Annotated in this window: 16 protein-coding genes; 12 read left to right on the forward strand and 4 right to left on the reverse strand. The window is 43.7% G+C overall.

What is annotated here, in order from left to right; all coding sequences use genetic code 11:
* Positions 1-57 precede the first annotated feature (57 nt).
* Positions 58-318, reverse strand: coding sequence for a YfhL family 4Fe-4S dicluster ferredoxin (locus AACX68_RS03140; protein WP_099121886.1), 261 nt, complete (start codon positions 316-318; stop codon positions 58-60).
* Between the two features lie 275 nt (positions 319-593).
* Between AACX68_RS03140 and cspE the strand changes: the two genes are divergently transcribed.
* Positions 594-806, forward strand: coding sequence for a transcription antiterminator/RNA stability regulator CspE (gene cspE, locus AACX68_RS03145; RefSeq protein WP_099110625.1), 213 nt, complete (start codon positions 594-596; stop codon positions 804-806).
* Positions 807-1,217: 411 nt separating this feature from the next.
* Positions 1,218-2,120, forward strand: coding sequence for a DNA-3-methyladenine glycosylase family protein (locus AACX68_RS03150; protein ID WP_228858360.1), 903 nt, complete (start codon positions 1,218-1,220; stop codon positions 2,118-2,120).
* 11 nt (positions 2,121-2,131) lie between these two features.
* On the opposite strand, the gene fos is transcribed toward AACX68_RS03150, so the two are convergent.
* Positions 2,132-2,530, reverse strand: a complete 399-nt coding sequence (gene fos / locus AACX68_RS03155) for a fosfomycin resistance glutathione transferase (RefSeq protein WP_228858361.1) — start codon at positions 2,528-2,530, stop codon at positions 2,132-2,134.
* A gap of 202 nt (positions 2,531-2,732) precedes the next feature.
* Between fos and AACX68_RS03160 the strand changes: the two genes are divergently transcribed.
* Positions 2,733-3,377 carry an HD domain-containing protein gene (locus AACX68_RS03160; RefSeq protein ID WP_228858362.1) on the forward strand — a complete coding sequence of 215 codons (645 nt, stop codon included), beginning with the start codon at positions 2,733-2,735 and terminating at the stop codon, positions 3,375-3,377.
* A 47-nt stretch (positions 3,378-3,424) separates the two neighbouring features.
* On the forward strand, positions 3,425-3,931 hold the full coding sequence (tadA, locus tag AACX68_RS03165; RefSeq protein ID WP_339389269.1) for a tRNA adenosine(34) deaminase TadA: 507 nt from the start codon (positions 3,425-3,427) through the stop codon (positions 3,929-3,931).
* Between the two features lie 7 nt (positions 3,932-3,938).
* Here the strand turns inward: tadA and mltF are convergent, their stop codons facing one another.
* Complete coding sequence (gene mltF, locus AACX68_RS03170) at positions 3,939-5,417, reverse strand: membrane-bound lytic murein transglycosylase MltF (RefSeq protein ID WP_228858363.1); 1,479 nt, start codon at positions 5,415-5,417, stop codon at positions 3,939-3,941.
* 265 nt (positions 5,418-5,682) lie between these two features.
* Here mltF and purL point away from each other — a divergent pair, with 265 nt between their 5' ends.
* From purL to glnB, 7 genes are all read left to right on the forward strand, one after another.
* Positions 5,683-9,570, forward strand: coding sequence for a phosphoribosylformylglycinamidine synthase (gene purL / locus AACX68_RS03175; RefSeq protein WP_228858379.1), 3,888 nt, complete (start codon positions 5,683-5,685; stop codon positions 9,568-9,570).
* A 170-nt stretch (positions 9,571-9,740) separates the two neighbouring features.
* Complete coding sequence (locus tag AACX68_RS03180; protein ID WP_228858364.1) at positions 9,741-10,145, forward strand: RidA family protein; 405 nt, start codon at positions 9,741-9,743, stop codon at positions 10,143-10,145.
* 749 nt (positions 10,146-10,894) lie between these two features.
* Entirely contained in the window at positions 10,895-12,334 is a 1,440-nt protein-coding gene (locus tag AACX68_RS03185) for a sensor histidine kinase (RefSeq protein ID WP_228858365.1), read from the forward strand.
* A 32-nt stretch (positions 12,335-12,366) separates the two neighbouring features.
* Positions 12,367-13,230 carry a two-component system QseEF-associated lipoprotein QseG gene (gene qseG / locus AACX68_RS03190; RefSeq protein WP_339389270.1) on the forward strand — a complete coding sequence of 288 codons (864 nt, stop codon included), beginning with the start codon at positions 12,367-12,369 and terminating at the stop codon, positions 13,228-13,230.
* A complete protein-coding gene (gene glrR, locus AACX68_RS03195) occupies positions 13,227-14,564 on the forward strand; it encodes a two-component system response regulator GlrR (RefSeq protein WP_099110611.1) in 1,338 nt (445 codons plus the stop codon). Before qseG ends, glrR begins: the two co-directional genes overlap by 4 nt.
* A gap of 107 nt (positions 14,565-14,671) precedes the next feature.
* Positions 14,672-16,294 carry an NAD+ synthase gene (locus tag AACX68_RS03200; protein WP_228858367.1) on the forward strand — a complete coding sequence of 541 codons (1,623 nt, stop codon included), beginning with the start codon at positions 14,672-14,674 and terminating at the stop codon, positions 16,292-16,294.
* 15 nt (positions 16,295-16,309) lie between these two features.
* Complete coding sequence (gene glnB, locus AACX68_RS03205) at positions 16,310-16,648, forward strand: nitrogen regulatory protein P-II (protein WP_086956068.1); 339 nt, start codon at positions 16,310-16,312, stop codon at positions 16,646-16,648.
* A 55-nt stretch (positions 16,649-16,703) separates the two neighbouring features.
* On the opposite strand, the gene hmpA is transcribed toward glnB, so the two are convergent.
* Positions 16,704-17,951, reverse strand: a complete 1,248-nt coding sequence (hmpA, locus tag AACX68_RS03210) for an NO-inducible flavohemoprotein (RefSeq protein WP_255705249.1) — start codon at positions 17,949-17,951, stop codon at positions 16,704-16,706.
* Between the two features lie 287 nt (positions 17,952-18,238).
* Between hmpA and glyA the strand changes: the two genes are divergently transcribed.
* Positions 18,239-19,492 carry a serine hydroxymethyltransferase gene (gene glyA, locus AACX68_RS03215; RefSeq protein WP_099121875.1) on the forward strand — a complete coding sequence of 418 codons (1,254 nt, stop codon included), beginning with the start codon at positions 18,239-18,241 and terminating at the stop codon, positions 19,490-19,492.
* The last annotated feature ends 81 nt before the right edge of the window (positions 19,493-19,573 follow it).

Consider the following 19,573-nt stretch of genomic DNA (forward strand, 5'->3'; position numbering starts at 1 on the left):
CTATGTGGACGAGGTATCAGCAGAAAAGCCATTTTGAATACCATGAATAATCTGAACTCAGATTTTGTCAGCATGATGTAAGAGCACAAATTTATCCCATAGCTGCTCTTCTGTCTCTTTATACTCGGGGTCGATAATAATAGTGTTTGTTATCGGACATACAGACTGGCAGGTAGGCTTTTCATAATGCCCTATGCACTCAGTACAGCGCTCCGGAGCTATTTCATAGATTTCAGCACCCATCGTGATAGCCTGATTAGGGCATTCAGGTTCACACATATCACAATTGATGCAGCGTTTGGTAATTAGTAGTGCCATTTCAATATATTACGCAAATTATTATTGTAAACTAAAGTGAGACAGAAAATAAAGTTTGCTATCACCGTGAAGATGTGGATATAATATCGCCACTGGTTTGGAAGTACAAACCTATTTATGATAAGCAAGTTTCAAGCAGTTCAGCAGTGAGCGTTATCTTTGATATCCCTTCATAGCGAATTCCTTCTAATTTAGTTCCCATAAGTACGTATAAATCAAATCAAAAATATCATCTTGCCTCATGGCAATTAATAAAACAATTCAAAGGAATTCGTATGTCTAATACAATGACTGGCACAGTAAAATGGTTTAACAACGATAAAGGCTTCGGCTTTATCTCTCCAAAAGATGGCAGCAAAGATGTGTTTGTTCACTATTCTGCTATCCAAAGTAATAGCTTCAAAAGCTTAGATGAAGGCCAAGAAGTTTCTTTTACCATTGAAAATGGTATGAAAGGCCCAGCTGCTGCCAATGTAGTGATCCTCTAAGGCAACATCTATTTTTTGCAAAACAGTTATGCTACCTATTCAAATAGGTATACATCCAGATAATTAAATCCCGCAAATACAGGGTTTAATGAATAACTGTTTTTCACTTTAAACCGTGTAGCGTTGATGCGCTTCACGGTTTTTTGTATCTGCTCATTTATTTAGCAAATTCCTTACATTATCAGGGATTGGTGCTATCAATAGTCAGCTCTCATGTCCTGTAAAATATAAATAATGGCGCTTCATCATCCTTATTGTTCCTAAGAATCTATTCAGAATCTTTACTAAAACTTATTTATCCTTGATTATTTGAGGACTTGATAAGTTCACACATATCACAATAGATATATTGTTTGGTCATCAGTAGCGCCATTCCGATCTATTATGAAAATTTATGATGGAGTTCTTGTAATGAAACCAAGCTTTTTTGCGGAGATTATCTTACCAGATAATTATCTCGCGCTAGATTTTTTGGCGTTTCATCAGCGGGATGAAAAGTGTGTTTCTGAAATTGTGCAGCTGGATCAGGTTAAAAAAGGCATTATCTGGCACGGAAACCCGGCATTACTGACCATTTCAATGGAGAAAAATAGGGCTCAGGTACAGCTTGATATTGATGGTGACAGCGCATCTTATTCCAAAGATGCTTTGTCTGTTTTAGCAACGCATATGCTTGGGTTATTACAGCCTGTTGAAATATTTGAAGAACAATATCAGGAAAACCCAGTGATTGGAGAACTCATCATGCGGCAGGCGGGTTTGCGCATTTATCAATCGGCATCGCCTTTTGAAGCATTGAGCTGGGCAATTATAGGCCAGCAGATAAGTGTCAGTGCAGCAGTTTCCATTCGTCGACGATTTATTCAATCTATTGGGATTAAACATACTTCAGGGTTAATGTGCCATCCGACTCATAAAGAAGTTATGCAGTGTACAGAACAGGATTTGTATCAGTGTGGTTTTTCTATGGGTAAAGCGAAGGCGCTATTGAATGTCTGTCAGCTAATCGATTCTGGTGAATTGGATTTGTCTATTGAAACTGATGAAGCTGAAATCAGCCGGCTTACCAAAAATCTTTTAGCGATTAAGGGAATCGGTATCTGGACAGTCAATTATACCCTGCTAAGGGGATTAAATTATCTGAATGGCTCTTTGCATGGCGATGTCGCTGTGAGGCGTAATCTCCAGTACTTGCTGAAACAGGAAAGCAAGGTAGATACTGAGCAAACAGAGAAATGGCTGGCAGGTTTTTCTCCCTGGAAGGCTCTTGTTGCAGCTCATTTATGGAGACAACAATCCAGTAGTGGATATTAATAACGAAAGTTTCAATACCACTTTAATCCTTCATAAGGCTTTATGCGTAGCGCATCAAGGCGGCTTGTCAGCGATCCCACATGGATTTCAAGCTGATGACCGTCTGGATCCAACAGGTAGACTGAATCTCCCTCACTTCGGTTCTCTTTCCATTGTTTTACTCCAGCACTGAGCAATTTTTCTCTGAAAGCAGAAAAATGCTGAGCTTCGATATTAAAGGCGATATGCGTATAATCCTGTGCTGGTTTTGCTTCGTCACAGGAAAGACAGAGCCACAGATCACCCAGAGTTAAATAAGCCCCATTTTGCCAGCGGACATGTGGGGTAAATCCAAGCAGATTAATGTAAAAAGCGAGACTGTGCTCGAGATGAGAGACTGCCAGTGTCAGATGGTTTAGCCCTGTCAGCATAGAATTTGCCTATTTTTATCTTGAAATAATCGATATAAAACAAATAATTAAATCATGTTATGCGATCATGCAATTACATCGCTATGTTAGGAAAGGATATTATATCTGGCAAGTTTTCCTTGGTGTCTTCCTTTTGAAATCTAATAAAATGTTCCGAGTGCTTTTGTTAAGATACCCTTTTACCCATTAAGAGGTTTTGGCAATGTTATCTTTTTCACCGTTTGATGATTTAGCTCAGCAAATTTTACCAGTTGCAATAGAAGGGGATGATGGTGCGCACGATGTGGCTCATTTATACCGGGTTTGGAGAAATGCCCAGAAAATCTGTGAAGCTGAATGTGGTAATTTGAGGTTAGTTTTTGCAGCTGTTTTATTACATGATTGCGTTAGCGTTGAGAAAAATGACCCAAACCGGCATTTAGCCTCCCGTATGGCAGCGGAAAAAGCCACTCTGATATTAAAAGATCTTGGCTGGAGCGAAGAAGATATTGCTGCGGTCGGCCATGCAATTGAGACGCATAGTTTCTCTGCGGGATTGACTCCGGAGACACTGGAAGCTCAAATTGTACAGGATGCTGATCGGCTCGATTCCATAGGTATGATGGGTGTTGCCCGTTGTTTTTATACAGCAGGGCGTATGCGTTCAGGTTTATATAATGCTTATGATCCCTTGGCAAAGCAGCGTGAATATGATGATCGCGCTTATGCGGTTGACCATTTTTATACCAAATTATTCAAGATAGAAGCGGGTTTTCAAACGGAAACTGGCAAACAAATGGCTCGGGAAAGAACAAAGCGCATGGAACAGTTTCTGAATGAGTTCTTTGACGAAATTCAGGCTGAATAAATCCATAGGGTATAATTAACAGGATATAACCAGCAAGAGAACATGTAGTGACAGAAATATATAGTGATGAATACTGGATGCGTCAGGCCATGGATTTGGCCATGCAGGCACAGGCAAAAGGGGAAATCCCTGTAGGAGCACTGCTGGTAGCGGATAATAAAATTATTGCTGAAGGTTATAACCATCCCATAACAGATCATGATCCAACGGCCCATGCAGAAATTATTGCATTACGGCGTGGAGGCACTCAATTACAAAACTATCGCCTGCTGGAGACAACACTGTATGTCACTCTGGAGCCATGTGTCATGTGCGCAGGAGCGATGATCCACAGCCGTATACAGCGGCTGGTTTACGGTGCAAGTGATATGAAAACGGGAGCAGCCGGGTCTTTGATCGATATTCTGCGTCATCCCGGAATGAACCATCGGATTGAAATTACTGGTGGTGTGCTGGAGCAGGAATGCTCCGCTATGTTGAGTGCATTTTTCAAACAACGTAGGGAGCAGCATAAGGAATTAAAACGGCTGAAAAAGCAACAACTGGAAGGGTGATAAACGTTTACTGCATAATCTGAGCGGACACGGGGGCTTCTGCTGGAGGATGAGAATTACTGGCAGTTGCCGGCTGAGCCTGCATATCTGGAGTTTCTGTCTTGTTACGGTTGTTTCTGGCTCTCAGATATCCTTCCAGACTTTGATAATAACGACGAATATTTCCGACGTAGCGGTAGGCTTCATAGCCCCGAGCATAGCCATATGTAGTATTGGCATAGTATTTTTTCTGAGCTAACAGGGGTATTCGCGATTTAACATCCATCCAGAGATTAGGATCTCCTTTTTGCATAGCTGTTAATTTGCGTGCATCAAGAATATGCCCATACCCTATATTATAAGCCGCTAATGCGAACCAAATTCTCTCATCTTCAGGAATGGTCTCTGGCAAACGTTCCATCAGGTAATGTAAATATGCCATTCCTCCTTTTACACTTTCTTCCGGATCAAGACGGTCTTTGATTCCTGCCCATTCTGCTGTCGGACGGGTCAGCATCATCATGCCGCGAACTCCGGTGGGGGAGGTTGCCAGTGGATCCCAGTGTGATTCCTGCCATGCGATAGCTGCAACTAACCGCCAGTCCAGAGAACCAGCGTATTTTTCAAAAATAGGCTGATATGTCGGCAGTAGTTTGTTGATTGCACGAATAAATGAAATAGTATCGAAGTAATCGAATGAACCAATATGGCTGAAGTATTTATCTTCCAGCCGTGAGGTTATACCGTTTTCGGTCAGCATGTTGAAAAAATCCAGCATTGCTGAATAGAGGCTATAGTCATCATTACGTTTTAAATACCAGGTCAGCGGCTTGTCTTCACTGACATCGAAAGCGATCGCCAGATTAGGGTGGATCCGCTGTTGCAGGGCAAGGCTGATGGAATCACTGATGGTATAATCAATTTTGCCCTCAGAAACCTGCTCAAGTAGTTCCTGAGTATTACTATGTGATGATTCTTCCCAGCTTAAATCCGGATAAGATTTTTCTTTCAATTGCTTCAGCTCACTGACATGGGCTGAACCTGCGCTTACAACCAGTGAGCCAGTCAGATCTGCAAATGAGCGCGGACGTACCGTACCTTTACGATAAACCAACTGCTGAGATACAGAGTAATAGGCCGGGCCAGTTCGCGTCTGGTTAAGTCTTTCTTTATTGTAGATAAGACCTGCGGCTAAAAAATCAGCTTTGTCATTATCTAAGTCGTCAAAAAGCTGGTTAATGTTAGAACGAAACTTAATGCTCAGCTTGACACCCAGATAATCGGCAAACCGTTTGGCTAAATCATAATCAAATCCTACAGGTTCATTTTTATCATTAAGTGAAATCAGAGGGGAACTGATGGTACTAACCCTAAGTTCGCCCCGCGCCAAGATCCTGTTTATCTGCTCCTGCTGTTTATTAGGCCAACTGATGTTGAGGCCAATAATTGTGGCAGACAGGAGTGCGATAATGACGATGACAAAATAATTTATCTTGATATTGCTCAAACAGTTATCTCTCGTCAGTACGGTTAGGCTCAGTATGAAATGTCAGATAATAGCATGGTTAAATTTCCAGTACTTAGGAATTTTGCGCAACAAAATTGAAGCCTGCAACTTTATTGGAGCCGTTTTAAAAGTCCATTGTATGTGTTGATAGATGAATTAACGCTCACGCAAACGGTTTCGTCGAGGAAAACATTCCTCTATAATGTCGGCGTTTCCCCTAAGGCATCAGTCAGGCTTTGCTTCTAAGATGAGAGAACCTATTACTATGGAAATTCTGCGTGGCTCGCCCGCTTTATCAGCGTTTCGTATTACTAAGCTCCATTCCCAGTGCCAGGCTCAACAGCTTCCCGTGACAGAAATTTATGCGGAATATGTCCATTTCGCGGAAATAAATTCACCTCTTACGGCAGAAGAACAGGAAAAATTAAACAGACTATTAAAATATGGTCCTTCTTTAGCTGAACATGAACCCAAAGGTCAACTATTTTTAGTCACTCCCCGGCCAGGTACGATATCACCGTGGTCTTCAAAAGCGACAGAGATAGTTCATAACTGTGGGCTGAAACAGATTGCCCGTCTGGAAAGAGGGATTGCCTATTATATCCAGTGCGGTGAAATGAATGATATGCAGTGGCAGGCACTGTCGGCGTTACTGCACGATCGTATGATGGAACGCGTGTTTACTCAGTTTGAGCAGGCGGAAGTGCTGTTTTCTCACCAACAGCCAGCACCATTGAAACAGGTTGATATTCTGCAATCAGGACGTGCAGCATTGGAATCTGCCAATATTGAATTGGGGCTGGCATTGGCGGCGGATGAGATTGACTATTTGCTGCGTGCTTTCCAGAAATTAGAGCGTAACCCGACTGATGTTGAACTCTACATGTTCGCACAGGCAAATTCTGAACATTGCCGCCATAAAATTTTCAATGCGGATTGGGTGATTGATGGTCAGGAACAGGAAAAATCTCTGTTTAAGATGATTAAAAATACATTTGAACAGACGCCGGATCATGTTTTTTCTGCTTATAAAGATAACGCTGCTGTTATGGAAGGTTCTCAGGCAGGGCGTTTTTTCCCTAATCCTGAAAATGGGGTATACGACTATCATCAGGAACCCGCTCATATATTGATGAAAGTTGAAACACATAACCACCCAACTGCCATTTCTCCGTGGCCGGGAGCGGCGACAGGTTCGGGTGGAGAAATCCGTGATGAAGGTGCTACAGGCCGGGGAGCTAAACCTAAAGCCGGGCTGGTTGGTTTTTCTGTTTCTAACCTGAAAATTCCCGGATTTGAACAACCGTGGGAAGAAGAGTTTGGTAAACCTGAGCGAATTGTCAGTGCACTGGATATCATGCTGGAAGGCCCTTTGGGAGGCGCTGCATTTAATAATGAATTTGGCCGTCCTGCGTTATTAGGGTATTTCAGAACGTATGAAGAAGAGGTGACATCCCATAATGGTACTGAATTGCGTGGTTATCATAAGCCGATTATGCTGGCCGGAGGAATCGGCAATATTCGTGAAGAGCACATCCAGAAAGGGGAGATCTCTGTTGGTGCCAGGCTGATTGTGCTGGGTGGCCCAAGCATGAATATCGGCCTTGGTGGCGGAGCGGCTTCTTCAATGACATCTGGTCAGTCTGATGCAGAACTGGATTTTGCCTCCGTGCAGCGTGATAACGCAGAAATGGAACGCCGTTGTCAGGAGGTGATTGATCGCTGCTGGCAGCTTGGCAATGACAACCCGATTCTGTTCATCCACGATGTTGGTGCTGGTGGGCTGTCAAATGCAATGCCGGAATTAGTCAGCGACGGCGGGCGAGGAGGCCGTTTTGAACTGCGTAATATCCTCAACGATGAACCGGGCATGAGTCCATTACAGGTATGGTGCAATGAATCTCAGGAACGTTATGTCTTAGCTGTAGCGCCGGAACAGCTTGCTCTGTTCGAGGATATTTGCCAGCGGGAACGAGCACCGTATGCTGTGATTGGTGAAGCGACAGAAGAGCGTCATCTGTTGTTGAATGACCGCCATTTCGATAATCAGCCAATTGATATGCCATTGGATGTGCTTCTTGGTAAGACACCAAAGATGCTGAAAAATGTAAATTCACTGAAAGCACAAGGAAAAGGGCTGGAGCGTCAGGGAATTGATTTGGCAGAGGCAGTCAAACGTGTTCTGCATTTACCCGCAGTAGCAGAGAAAACTTTCCTGATCACCATTGGTGACCGCTCAATAACCGGTATGGTAGCAAGAGACCAGATGGTCGGCCCCTGGCAGATCCCGGTTGCGGATTGTGCGGTGACGACAGCGAGTCTGGATAGCTATTATGGTGAAGCGATGTCGATGGGGGAACGTGCTCCGGTTGCCCTGCTGGACTTTGTTGCTTCGGCCCGCATGGCTGTCGGAGAAGCACTGACAAATATCGCCTCAGCTTATGTACAGGATTTGAAGCGAGTGAAGCTGTCTGCTAACTGGATGTCAGCTTCAGGTCACGCAGGGGAAGATGCCGGATTATATGAAGCAGTGAAAGCGGTTGGCGAAGAATTATGCCCGGCATTGGGCCTGACGATCCCTGTCGGCAAAGATTCTATGTCGATGAAAACCCGTTGGACACAAGATGGTGAAGAGCGTGAGATGACGTCTCCGCTTTCATTAGTCATCACTGCATTTGCACGGGTAGAAGATGTGCGTTATACCGTGACACCTGAATTATCAACGGATGATGATAACGCATTAATTCTGATCGATCTGGGATTGGGACAAAATGCATTAGGAGGAACGGCACTGGCTCAGGTTTATCGCCAGCTTGGCGATAAGACTGCGGATATTCGCAATACTGAACAACTCGCAGGTTTCTTTAAAGCTATTCAGCAACTGATTGCAGAACGTAAATTGCTGGCTTATCACGACCGCTCTGACGGTGGCCTGCTGGTAACACTGGCAGAAATGGCATTTGCGGGGCACTGTGGCCTGCACGCCAATATCAGTGCTTTTGACGAAGATATTCTGGCTGCTTTATTCAGTGAAGAATTAGGCGCGGTGATTCAGGTTCGTGAAACTGACAGGGAACAGGTTGAAAATCTACTGGCTGACCATGGATTAAGCGATTGCGTACATTATTTGGGTCAAGCCAAAGCGGGAGATGATTTTGTCATCTCCAGTAATAATATGGAAGTTTATCGCCAGAACCGGAGCACTCTGCGTTTATGGTGGGCAGAAACAACCTGGCAGATGCAGCGTCTTCGTGATAACCCCGAATGTGCAGATCAGGAACACCAATCAAAACAGGATTTGAGTGATCCGGGCCTGAATGTGAAATTAACCTTTGATCCGGCAGAAGACATTGCCGCCTGTTACATATCCAAACAGGTACGCCCACGTGTTGCTGTGTTGCGTGAACAGGGAGTGAATTCCCACGTCGAAATGGCGGCAGCATTCCATCGTGCTGGTTTTGAAGCCGTGGATGTCCATATGAGCGATTTGCTGAGTGGACGAGTGACCTTGGAGCAGTTCCAGACACTGGTTGCCTGTGGTGGCTTCTCATATGGTGATGTTCTTGGTGCTGGTGAAGGCTGGGCTAAATCCATTCTGTTTAATTCACGGGTACGTGATGATTTTGCCCACTTCTTTTCCCGACCGGATACCCTATCCCTTGGGGTATGTAATGGCTGCCAGATGATCTCGAATCTACACGAATTAATCCCGGGCACAGAATACTGGCCTCGTTTTGTCCGCAATTACTCTGAACGTTATGAAGCCCGTTTTAGTCTGGTTGAAGTGACAGAAAGTCCATCGTTGTTTCTACAGGGAATGGCGGGTTCTCGCCTGCCAATTGCTGTGGCTCATGGTGAAGGTCAGGTGGAATTCAGAAGTAGTCAAAGTCTGGCTGAACTGGAAAAACATCAGCAAATAGCCCTGCGATTTGTAGATAACTATGGTCAGCCGACAGAAAATTACCCTGCTAACCCTAATGGCTCTGTTGGTGGGATTACTTCTGTCACCAGCCTCAATGGACGAGTTACTGCAATGATGCCGCACCCTGAAAGGGTATTCCGTACAGTGAGTAACTCCTGGCACCCTGAGGAGTGGGGAGAAGATGGCCCGTGGATGCGTATCTTCCGTAATGCCCGCAAGCAGTTAGGTTAATAACTTAATTATCCAATTTTCACTTTTCATCATAAGGCTCTGAATATGTATCAGAGCCTTTATTTTTCATTTCGTTATCACAGATAATGTTTTTTCTGCATGTGGTTTTTATCTTTTTGATTTATCGTTTTATTTGCGATTTTTTACTCTGACTGTCAAGGCATATCTCTATGACTAAAAAAACGATAAATCCTGAAACTGTATTTAATTCTGTTCAATATGGTTTCAGTCAGGCAGTGATTAAAACAGGAATCCGACATCTGTTTTTATCTGGTCAGGTAGGAATTAATAAAGATGAGGAAACGATTCCGGGAGGGTTGCCTGCTCAAACTAAACTTGCGTTAGAAAATTTGCACTCAGTGATCCGAGAAGCTGGTGGTGAGTTAAGCGATATTACAATGTTGCGTATCTATATCAAGCAGGGAGCTGAATCGCATGAAAATCAGTTGGTCATATCATCTTTATTACAGCAGTATTTCCCTTCAGAGCCTCCCGCTTCTTCTTGGGTCATTGTAACAGGGTTATCTTTACCTGAATGGCTAATAGAAATTGAAGCTGAAGCCATTTTAGATTAATGCAAAGATTTTCCATAACACACGAAATGTTGTGTAAATGTTTTTATTTGGTTAACTTACGTTGTTTTATGAGTTAATTAAATTAATATTTTTAAAATAGTGTCTCTAAAAAGAGACAATAGCCATTTTGGCTGTCTCAAAACAGAGACACTTAATATTATGATTTAATTAATTAAATTAATTTAAATCATGAAGTGTCATAAATTAGCGACAGAAATACATACCCTGCATCAAAAATACATATAACAAAGTATAAATATTAAAGTGTTTTTTATTTTTATATAATAAAATCAATTAATTAATAAAAACTTTAAAAGTTGGCACGCAATGTGCTTAATGAAGGGCAGTTGCTCATTCAATTTTTTATGTCGGCCCACAGAATAGGGTGGAAAAATGCCACATAAGCCCGGAATGACGCCAAAGTAAGGTGCCTACCGTCCAATTTATGATATTCGCTTTCGGGCCTTATCAAGCAACGGGCGACACGTGGAGTGAGGCACCACCTATATTCTTATAGGTTCCTCGCTGGCGGGATAGTAGAAAAAATACTATCCCGCCGTCATTACTGCAGATTCATTTTGCCCATCGTGTTGATATATCCGCCTGCATTATTCTTGTTCTTGCCAGCCCATTTGTTATAACCCATTATTTGAGACTATTTTTTCTGAAAAACGGCGATAAAATCCATCATCTGGCTGGCTTTCTACCACCTTATATCGGTTAGCATCAACGTAATTGCAGGTTTTAAGATGATTTCTCTGAAAAAAAGGCGTTTATTTCCCCGATCATTGCGTCAATTAGTTGTAATGGCTTTCTGGCTGGTGTTATTACCGCTATTAGTTCTGGCATATCAGGCATATCAAAGCCTAGACCAACTGAGTACTCAGGCGGCAGAAATTAACCGTACAACCTTATCTGACGCCCGGCGCAGTGAAGCTATGATTGGTGTCGCCCTCGAGATGGAACGCAGTTATCGCCAGTATTGTGTTTTGGGAGATGTCCGGCTGGAAAAACTCTATCAACGCCAATATCAGCAGTACACAACGATGCTGAATAATCAGATGGCGATGCTGGCCAATAAAGAGTATAAGGATAAGTTTAATCAGCTCCTGTCTGGGCTGAATAAGATTACTTGTCGCAACAGTGTACCAGAGGCTGCGGCTGCTAAATTGCTTGAACAATTCTCAAACGCTAATAATCAGTTAGTACAGGAAACACGCAATATTATCTTTATCCGCGGTGAGCAATTACAAAAAGAAATTGCGGATAAAGGGCAATTTTTTGGCTGGCAAAGTTTAATCTTATTTCTGTTAAGTGCGTTTTTAATTGCCCTGTTTACACGAATGATTATTGGGCCGGTCAAAGGCATTGAGCGTATGATTAATCGGTTAGGTGCAGGGCAGGCACTTGAAAACAAGATTGAGTCCTTCAAGGGCCCCAGAGAGTTACGCTCACTGGCATTGCGGATTATTTGGCTAAGTGAACGCCTGTCCTGGCTTGAATCCCAGCGCCATGAGTTTTTACGGCATATCTCCCACGAACTGAAAACGCCTCTTGCCAGTATGCGTGAAGGGACGGAATTATTAGCGGATGAAATTGCCGGGCCATTAACGACAGATCAAAAAGAAGTGGTCACCATTCTGGACAGCAGCAGTAAACATTTACAGCAACTTATTGAACAATTACTCGAATATAATCGTAAAATTGTTGATGTCCCTGCCGAACAACAGGTTGTGTCGTTAAAAGAGATAATTGACAGTGTTGTCTTGTCACATCAATTACCTGCGCGGACAAAAAATATTCATACAGAAATTCAGTTGGATGCTGATGATTGTTGGGCTGAACCTAAATTATTAATGAGAGTTATTGATAATCTCTACTCCAATGCAGTGCACTATGGCGCTGAATCCGGTAACATTTGGATTTCCGGTCGGCAAGTGGATAAAAATATTCAGATCGATATTGCCAATACGGGAACACCTATCCCTGAGTTAGAGAAGAGCATGATTTTCGAACCATTTTATCAAGGAAAACTTCAGCGCAAAGGTGCGGTCAAAGGAAGTGGTCTTGGTTTGAGTATTGCGCAGGATTGTATTAAACGGATGGGGGGAGAACTTCATCTGATAGAATCCGACTTTGCTGATGTATGTTTCCGGATTGAACTGCCGCTAACCGCAGAGAATGATTAAATAATATGCACAACAGGTTTACTCACCACTTTATGATGAAGACGGAGCAGCAGAATATTGTGACTCGGACAGTGAAAAAAAAAGCGGTAATGCCGCATTTATCTGAACGGGCTGTGTCCCGGTGTTTCCGTACTATGATGTTACTGTTTGTTCCCTATTTACTGGCAGGGTGTGTTTCAAATTCCGCTTCTGGTGAGCTGGCAAAAATTTCTGAAGCCATTATGCCGGAGCAGCGTGTCATCGATTATCACCCTAAAGGGTGTGATGTGATATGGAATATCACAAAAACAGCTGCAATGGAAAATAGCCTTTATTGGCTAAGACTGATCGACTGCACGGAGAAACTGTCTCCAACGGAAGCCCGTGACAAGGTCAAGCAGTTCATGGCAGATGATTGGTCACAGGTTTTCAAACAGAGTATTCTTATCAACCATTCAATACCTTCAGTTGCTGAACGGCGCAGTATCATAGAAAACCTGAATCGATATAGCACACAATTCCCGCCTTCGTTGCAGCCATTATTACAACTATGGCGTGACCAACAATATTTAAAAATTAGTCTGGCAGAGCAAAAGACAAAATATCAGCGATTACAATCAGATAGTGAGAACAAAATTGATCGACTGAAAGAGGCACGAACCCGGCTGGAATATGAATTACATTCAATATCCCGTAAGTTAGAAAACCTGACCGATATTGAACGCCAGCTTTCATCCCGCAAGCAAAGCCAGAATGTCTCTTCGGCGTCAGTTGAAACAGAATACCCTGTTGATGAAAGCGGTAATAAAATCAACGAGTCCCACCCGGAAAGCCATTCGAAACGACTGCCGGAAAGAAAATCAGAAACAAAGACAGAAGATAATTTTTCAGAAGAAAAAGGAGCTGAAGTACAATGACCGCACGCAATCCTGCTCATCTCCTTCTGGTTGATGATGATCCTAGCTTACTGAAATTATTGGGAATGCGTCTGATCAGTGAAGGATTTCGTGTCACGACAGTGGAAAGCGGGCATGAAGCACTACGCATCCTATTAAAAGAAAAAGTAGATTTAGTCATCAGTGACTTACGCATGGATGAGATGGATGGCATGGCCTTATTTGCTGAAATTCAAAAACAGCATCCGGGTATGCCGGTGATTATTCTCACTGCTCATGGTTCTATTCCCGATGCTGTTGCCGCAACACAGCAGGGTGTATTTAGTTTTCTGACTAAACCTGTTGATCGTGATGCACTTTATAAAGCCATTGATGATGCTCTGGAATTATCAACACCTGCTATAGATGGTAAATGGAGTGAACAAATTGTCACCCGCAGCCCTCTGATGCTGCGTTTGCTGGAACAGGCAAAAATGGTGGCGCAGTCTGATGTCAGCGTTTTGATTAACGGGCACAGCGGAACCGGTAAAGAAGTGCTGGCTCAGGCTATTCATCGTGCAAGTCCCCGGGCAAAGAAACCCTTTATTGCCATTAACTGTGGTGCCTTACCTGAACAACTGCTGGAATCTGAACTGTTCGGTCATGCGAAAGGCGCATTTACCGGAGCAGTCAGTAGCCGGGAAGGGCTTTTTCTGGCGGCTCAGGGAGGAACGCTGTTTCTTGATGAAATCGGCGATATGCCATTAGCGCTTCAGGTTAAGCTCTTGAGGGTATTACAGGAGCGTAAGATCCGCCCTCTGGGAAGTAATCGTGATTTAGATATTGATGTCAGGATTATTTCGGCAACTCACCGGGATTTGCCGAAGGCGATGCAACGCAATGAATTCCGCGAAGATCTTTATTACCGATTGAATGTCGTCAACCTGAAAATCCCGACCCTGAATGAACGGGCCGAAGATATTCCTTTACTGGCAAACCATTTGCTGCGGGAATCAGCCAAACGTCATAAGCCTTTTGTGCGCAGTTTCTCCACCAATGCGATGAAATGCCTGATGGCAGCAAGCTGGCCGGGGAATGTTCGCCAGTTGGTCAATGTTATTGAACAATGCGTGGCGCTGACAACCGCCCCGGTGATCAGTGATGCCTTAGTCATGCAGGCCTTGGAAGGTGAAAACACGGCATTACCGACATTTGTCGAGGCGCGTAGCCAGTTTGAACTGAATTACTTACGTAAATTACTACAAATGACTAAAGGTAATGTCACTCACGCCGCCCGTGTAGCAGGGCGTAACCGAACAGAATTTTATAAATTATTGGCTCGCCATGAACTGGATGCCAATGATTTTAAGGAATAACCTTCCTGTAATTTAAATCCCATAAATAATCGAAACGTTTTTAAAGCCGTATTGAACTGTCTGAACCAGACAGAGAAGTGAATAATGGCCCAGGAGAGCCGCATTCTATGAGTCGTACTCTTAATATTGCCCTTGCCCAATTAAACTGGCTGGTAGGGGATATCGAAGGCAACAGCGAGCGTATGTTGCATACAGTACAGGAACAGCAGGAAAAAGGCGCTGATCTCGTCATGTTCTCTGAGTTATCACTGTCGGGTTATTTCCCAGAGGATCTCCTGTTCCGTTCTGATTTCCATCAGCGTTGCCGCGAACAGTTAGTACGCTTACAAGAGGCAAGCTCTCAGGTTGGTATTTTAGTTGGTCATCCGTGGCAACAGGACGGAAAAATATACAACGCACTTTCGCTGTTCTGGAAAGGTGAAACCGTTGCGCGTTACTTCAAGCAACAACTGCCTAATTATGGTGTTTTTGATGAAGAACGCTATTTCGATGCGGGCGAGCGAAATTGTGTTATACCCTTTAAAGGTTATAACTTGGGTTTGTTGATTTGTGAAGACTTATGGTTTGATGCTCCGGTTGATGCTTTGAAACAGGCTGGAGCCGATATTATCCTATCAATGAATGCTTCTCCTTATAATCACGAAAAACCAAATATCCGCAGTGCGCTTATCAAATCACACTGCCAGCGTATCCATTTGCCAATCATCTATCTGAATCAGGTTGGCGGACAGGATCAGCTGATTTTTGATGGTTGTTCAAAAGTCTTTGATATGAATGGTGAAATCACACACCGCATGGCAGCTTTTGAAGAGCAGGTCGAGCAGTGTCGTTTGAGCGATATGACAATTGAGCCGATGGCAAACCCGATCCCTCCATTGCCGCCACTGGGGCAAATTTATAAAGCCTTAGTTCTTTCTGTGCGGGATTATGTGCAGAAAAATGGTTTTAAAGGCGCGTTGCTTGGGTTATCCGGAGGAATTGATTCCGGCCTGACACTGGCGATTGCGGTGGATGCTTTGGGTAAAGAGCATGTACAGGCGGTGATGATGCCATTCCGCTATACCTCTGAAATGAGTATTCATGATGCCAGAGAACAGGCTGAATTGCTCGGTGTTGAATTTGATATTGTCTCTATCGAACCGATGTTTGACGCATTTATGGCTCAGTTGGAGCCGATGTTTGCCGGTACAGAAAAAGACACGACAGAAGAAAACTTACAGGCTCGCTGCCGGGCTGTCATTCTGATGGCAATGTCAAACAAGCGCCGTCGTCTGGTACTGACGACCAGTAACAAAAGTGAATCAGCAGTAGGCTATTCCACTTTATATGGCGATATGGCTGGTGGCTTCAATGCTTTGAAAGATGTGCCAAAAACAATGGTATTTGCATTATCCACATATCGTAATACATTATCTCCTGCTATTCCTCAGCGTGTTATCGATCGTCCGCCATCTGCGGAACTGGCTCCCGATCAGCTCGATCAGGACAGCCTGCCACCGTATGACATGCTGGATGCTATCCTCGAGGGATATGTAGAAAAAGATAAATCTGTGGCTGATTTAGTAGCAGAAGGTTTTGACGAAGCGATTGTCCGTAAGGTGATCCGGTTGGTGGACATCAATGAGTATAAACGTCGTCAGGCTCCGATTGGCCCGCGTATTACACAGCGTGATTTTGGTAAAGACAGGCGCTATCCGATTACGTCTGGTTTCGGGCGTAAGAACTGGTAATAACAGGAATACTTCATGAAAAAGATTGATGCAATTATCAAACCTTTCAAGCTCGATGATGTGCGTGAAGCTCTGGCTGAAGTCGGTATCACAGGTATGACGGTGACAGAGGTGAAGGGATTTGGCCGCCAGAAAGGACATACCGAACTGTATCGTGGTGCAGAATATATGGTGGATTTTCTGCCCAAAGTCAAAATAGAGATTATCGTACCGGATGATATTGTTGATACCTGTGTCGATACTATTATGCAGACTGCCCAAACCGGTAAGATTGGTGATGGCAAGATTTTTGTGTTCGATGTTGCTCGTGTTGTACGTATTCGTACTGGTGAACAGGACGAAGAAGCAATTTAATCTCTAATAGTCTCATTCCCCGCCATGATGGCGGGGTTCTAGATGACGTGCCGAGTTAAATGACTTTATGCGGGCCAAAACATTCGTAATGGATATGTTGTTCATGGATGCCCATTTTCAGAAGCTGAGCGGCGATATATTGCATGAAAGCGACCGGTCCACAGAGATAAAACTGCATCCCTTCTACATTTATTTCATCTCTTACCGAAGTCAGCTCCATCAGCCCTGTCTGTTGGTAATCTGTGCCGTAATTATCTTCATTTCTGGGTTCGCGATACCAGACCTGATAATTCATATTAGGCATGGATTCGGCAATCGCTTTTACTTTGTCTGAGAAGGCATGAAAACCACCATGTTCTGCTGCGTGAAACCAATTAACGCTACCAGTATGCTGTTGTTTATGCAGATATTGCAGCATACTCATCATCGGAGTCAGGCCGACACCGGCAGAGATAAGCGTAACAGGGGTATCAGGCTGGATATCAAGGAAGAAATCGCCTCGCGGTGCGGACAGTAATACGGTATCTCCTTCCTGTACTTTATCGTGCATATAGCCGGATACCTTGCCATGAGATTCCCGCTTAATGGCGATTTGATAGTGAGTTCCATTCGGTGCGGCAGTTAATGAATACTGACGAATTTCACGATGCTCAAAAGCAGGATCTTCCAGATAAATACTCAAGTATTGCCCCGGTTTATAATCTGAGACTTTACCACCATCGACAGGCACAAATTCAAAACTGGTAATAATATCGCTTTGCGGCTGTTTCCGGCTGACATGGAACTGACGCAGACCACGCCATCCTCCTGTCGAAAGTTCACCACTCTGATAAATTTCTTCTTCACGATTGATAAAAACACCGGCTAATACATCGTAGGCTTTTCCCCATGCATCCAGCACTTCTTCTGTCGGATGAAACATCTCATCAATTGTTGCCAACAGATGAGTCCCCACAATCTGGTAATGTTCCGGCTGAATATTCAGGCTTGCATGTTTGTGAGCGATCTTTTCTACCGCCGGTAACAGAGCAGATAAGTTATCGATATTAGCTGCATAAGCACACAGGGCATTGAAAAGAGCCTGACGCTGATCACCGTTACTCTGGTGGCTCATGTTAAAGATATTCTGTAATTCAGGGTTATGACTGAACATGCGTTCATAAAAATGAGCCGTTAATTTTGGCCCGGTAGAAACAATCAGCGGAATAGTGGATTTTATAGTTGCGATAGTTTGACTGTCTAACATCATGATCTCCTGAATTTTTAAATCATGCTCAATTAATAAGTTGTATTTTAAATGCAACTTATTATTCTGGAAAAGAGCTTAAAGTAAAAAGCAGAAATTATTTTGACTTAAATCAAAATCGCAGGATTTGTGAAACAGCAATATTTGACAGGAATCACAAAGATCAATGATAAATCCGGGACGGATAAAAAACATGATGGGCTACAGGGCGGTAGGTCTTGAAGCAATCGTTTGCGTAAAATGTCCTGTCAAGACTATCTCATTTGATAAAAAGAGTTTACACTGTGTCACATTCTGGCCCTCAGGGGTATTTTTTAAAGATGTAGCTGAGTCAGGAGAACCAAATGCTAAAGCGTGAAATGAATATTGCAAATTATGATCCCGAACTGTGGCAGGCGATGGAGCAGGAGGTTCGTCGTCAGGAAGAACACATTGAACTGATTGCTTCTGAAAACTACACCAGTCCAAGAGTTATGCAGGCTCAAGGCTCTCAGCTGACTAACAAGTATGCGGAAGGTTATCCGGGTAAACGCTACTATGGTGGCTGTGAGTACGTTGATATAGTTGAACAACTGGCAATTGACAGAGCAAAAGAGCTGTTTGGCGCAGATTATGCTAATGTCCAGCCGCATTCAGGTTCTCAGGCGAATATGGCGGTATATATGACGCTGTTGCAACCCGGTGACACTGTTTTAGGGATGAATCTGGCACACGGTGGGCACCTGACTCACGGTTCTCCGGTCAACTTCTCTGGGAAACTTTATAATGTTGTTCCCTATGGCATTGATGAAAATGGGAAAATTGATTACGACGATATCCGTAATCAGGCACTGAAACATCAGCCTAAAATGATCATCGGTGGCTTCTCTGCCTACTCTGGTGTGGTTGACTGGGCAAAAATGCGTGAAATTGCTGATGAAATCGGTGCATACCTTTTTGTTGATATGGCTCACGTTGCTGGCCTGATTGCCGCGGGTGTTTATCCAAACCCGGTTCCTCATGCTCACGTTGTGACAACGACAACCCACAAAACACTGGCAGGCCCACGCGGTGGTCTGATTCTGGCAAAAGGTGGGGATGAAGAGCTGTATAAAAAACTGAACTCTGCTGTTTTCCCTGGTGGTCAGGGTGGCCCGTTGATGCATGTTATTGCAGGTAAAGCGGTTGCGCTGAAAGAAGCCATGGAACCAGAATTCAAAACGTATCAGCAACAAGTTGCTAAGAATGCGAAAGTCATGGTAGATGTGTTCTTGCAGCGTGGTTACAAAATTGTTTCCGGCAGTACTGAAAACCATTTGTTCCTGCTGGATCTGGTGGATAAAGATATTACGGGTAAAGAAGCTGATGCAGCATTAGGTCGTGCCAACATTACCGTTAATAAAAACAGCGTACCTAATGATCCTCGCAGCCCATTTGTCACTTCTGGTATTCGTATTGGCACCCCGGCAATTACCCGTCGTGGTTTCAAAGAAGCAGAAACCAGTGAACTGGCTGGCTGGATATGTGATGTGCTGGATAACATCAATGATGAAACGGTGATTGAAAGCGTTAAACAGAAAGTATTGGCAATCTGCGCAAAATATCCGGTCTACGCATAACTTAGAATAATTATTGAGTATAAATACTGAATAAATAGTTAATAAGCCCGTCTCATTAGTTTTGAGCGGGTTTTTTTGCAT

This window comes from Xenorhabdus sp. PB61.4 (genome assembly GCF_963894935.1).
GTDB lineage: Bacteria > Pseudomonadota > Gammaproteobacteria > Enterobacterales > Enterobacteriaceae > Xenorhabdus > Xenorhabdus stockiae.

Excerpts from the sequence above, each read along its gene's own strand:
- AACX68_RS03140 (WP_099121886.1), bottom strand. The coding sequence starts at position 318 with ATGGCACTACTAATTACCAAACGCTGCATCAATTGTGATATGTGTGAA.
- cspE (WP_099110625.1), top strand. The coding sequence starts at position 594 with ATGTCTAATACAATGACTGGCACAGTAAAATGGTTTAACAACGATAAA.
- AACX68_RS03150 (WP_228858360.1), top strand. The coding sequence starts at position 1,218 with ATGAAACCAAGCTTTTTTGCGGAGATTATCTTACCAGATAATTATCTC.
- fos (WP_228858361.1), bottom strand. The coding sequence starts at position 2,530 with ATGCTGACAGGGCTAAACCATCTGACACTGGCAGTCTCTCATCTCGAG.
- AACX68_RS03160 (WP_228858362.1), top strand. The coding sequence starts at position 2,733 with ATGTTATCTTTTTCACCGTTTGATGATTTAGCTCAGCAAATTTTACCA.
- purL (WP_228858379.1), top strand. The coding sequence starts at position 5,683 with ATGGAAATTCTGCGTGGCTCGCCCGCTTTATCAGCGTTTCGTATTACT.
- AACX68_RS03180 (WP_228858364.1), top strand. The coding sequence starts at position 9,741 with ATGACTAAAAAAACGATAAATCCTGAAACTGTATTTAATTCTGTTCAA.
- AACX68_RS03185 (WP_228858365.1), top strand. The coding sequence starts at position 10,895 with ATGATTTCTCTGAAAAAAAGGCGTTTATTTCCCCGATCATTGCGTCAA.
- qseG (WP_339389270.1), top strand. The coding sequence starts at position 12,367 with ATGATGAAGACGGAGCAGCAGAATATTGTGACTCGGACAGTGAAAAAA.
- glrR (WP_099110611.1), top strand. The coding sequence starts at position 13,227 with ATGACCGCACGCAATCCTGCTCATCTCCTTCTGGTTGATGATGATCCT.
- AACX68_RS03200 (WP_228858367.1), top strand. The coding sequence starts at position 14,672 with ATGAGTCGTACTCTTAATATTGCCCTTGCCCAATTAAACTGGCTGGTA.
- glnB (WP_086956068.1), top strand. The coding sequence starts at position 16,310 with ATGAAAAAGATTGATGCAATTATCAAACCTTTCAAGCTCGATGATGTG.
- glyA (WP_099121875.1), top strand. The coding sequence starts at position 18,239 with ATGCTAAAGCGTGAAATGAATATTGCAAATTATGATCCCGAACTGTGG.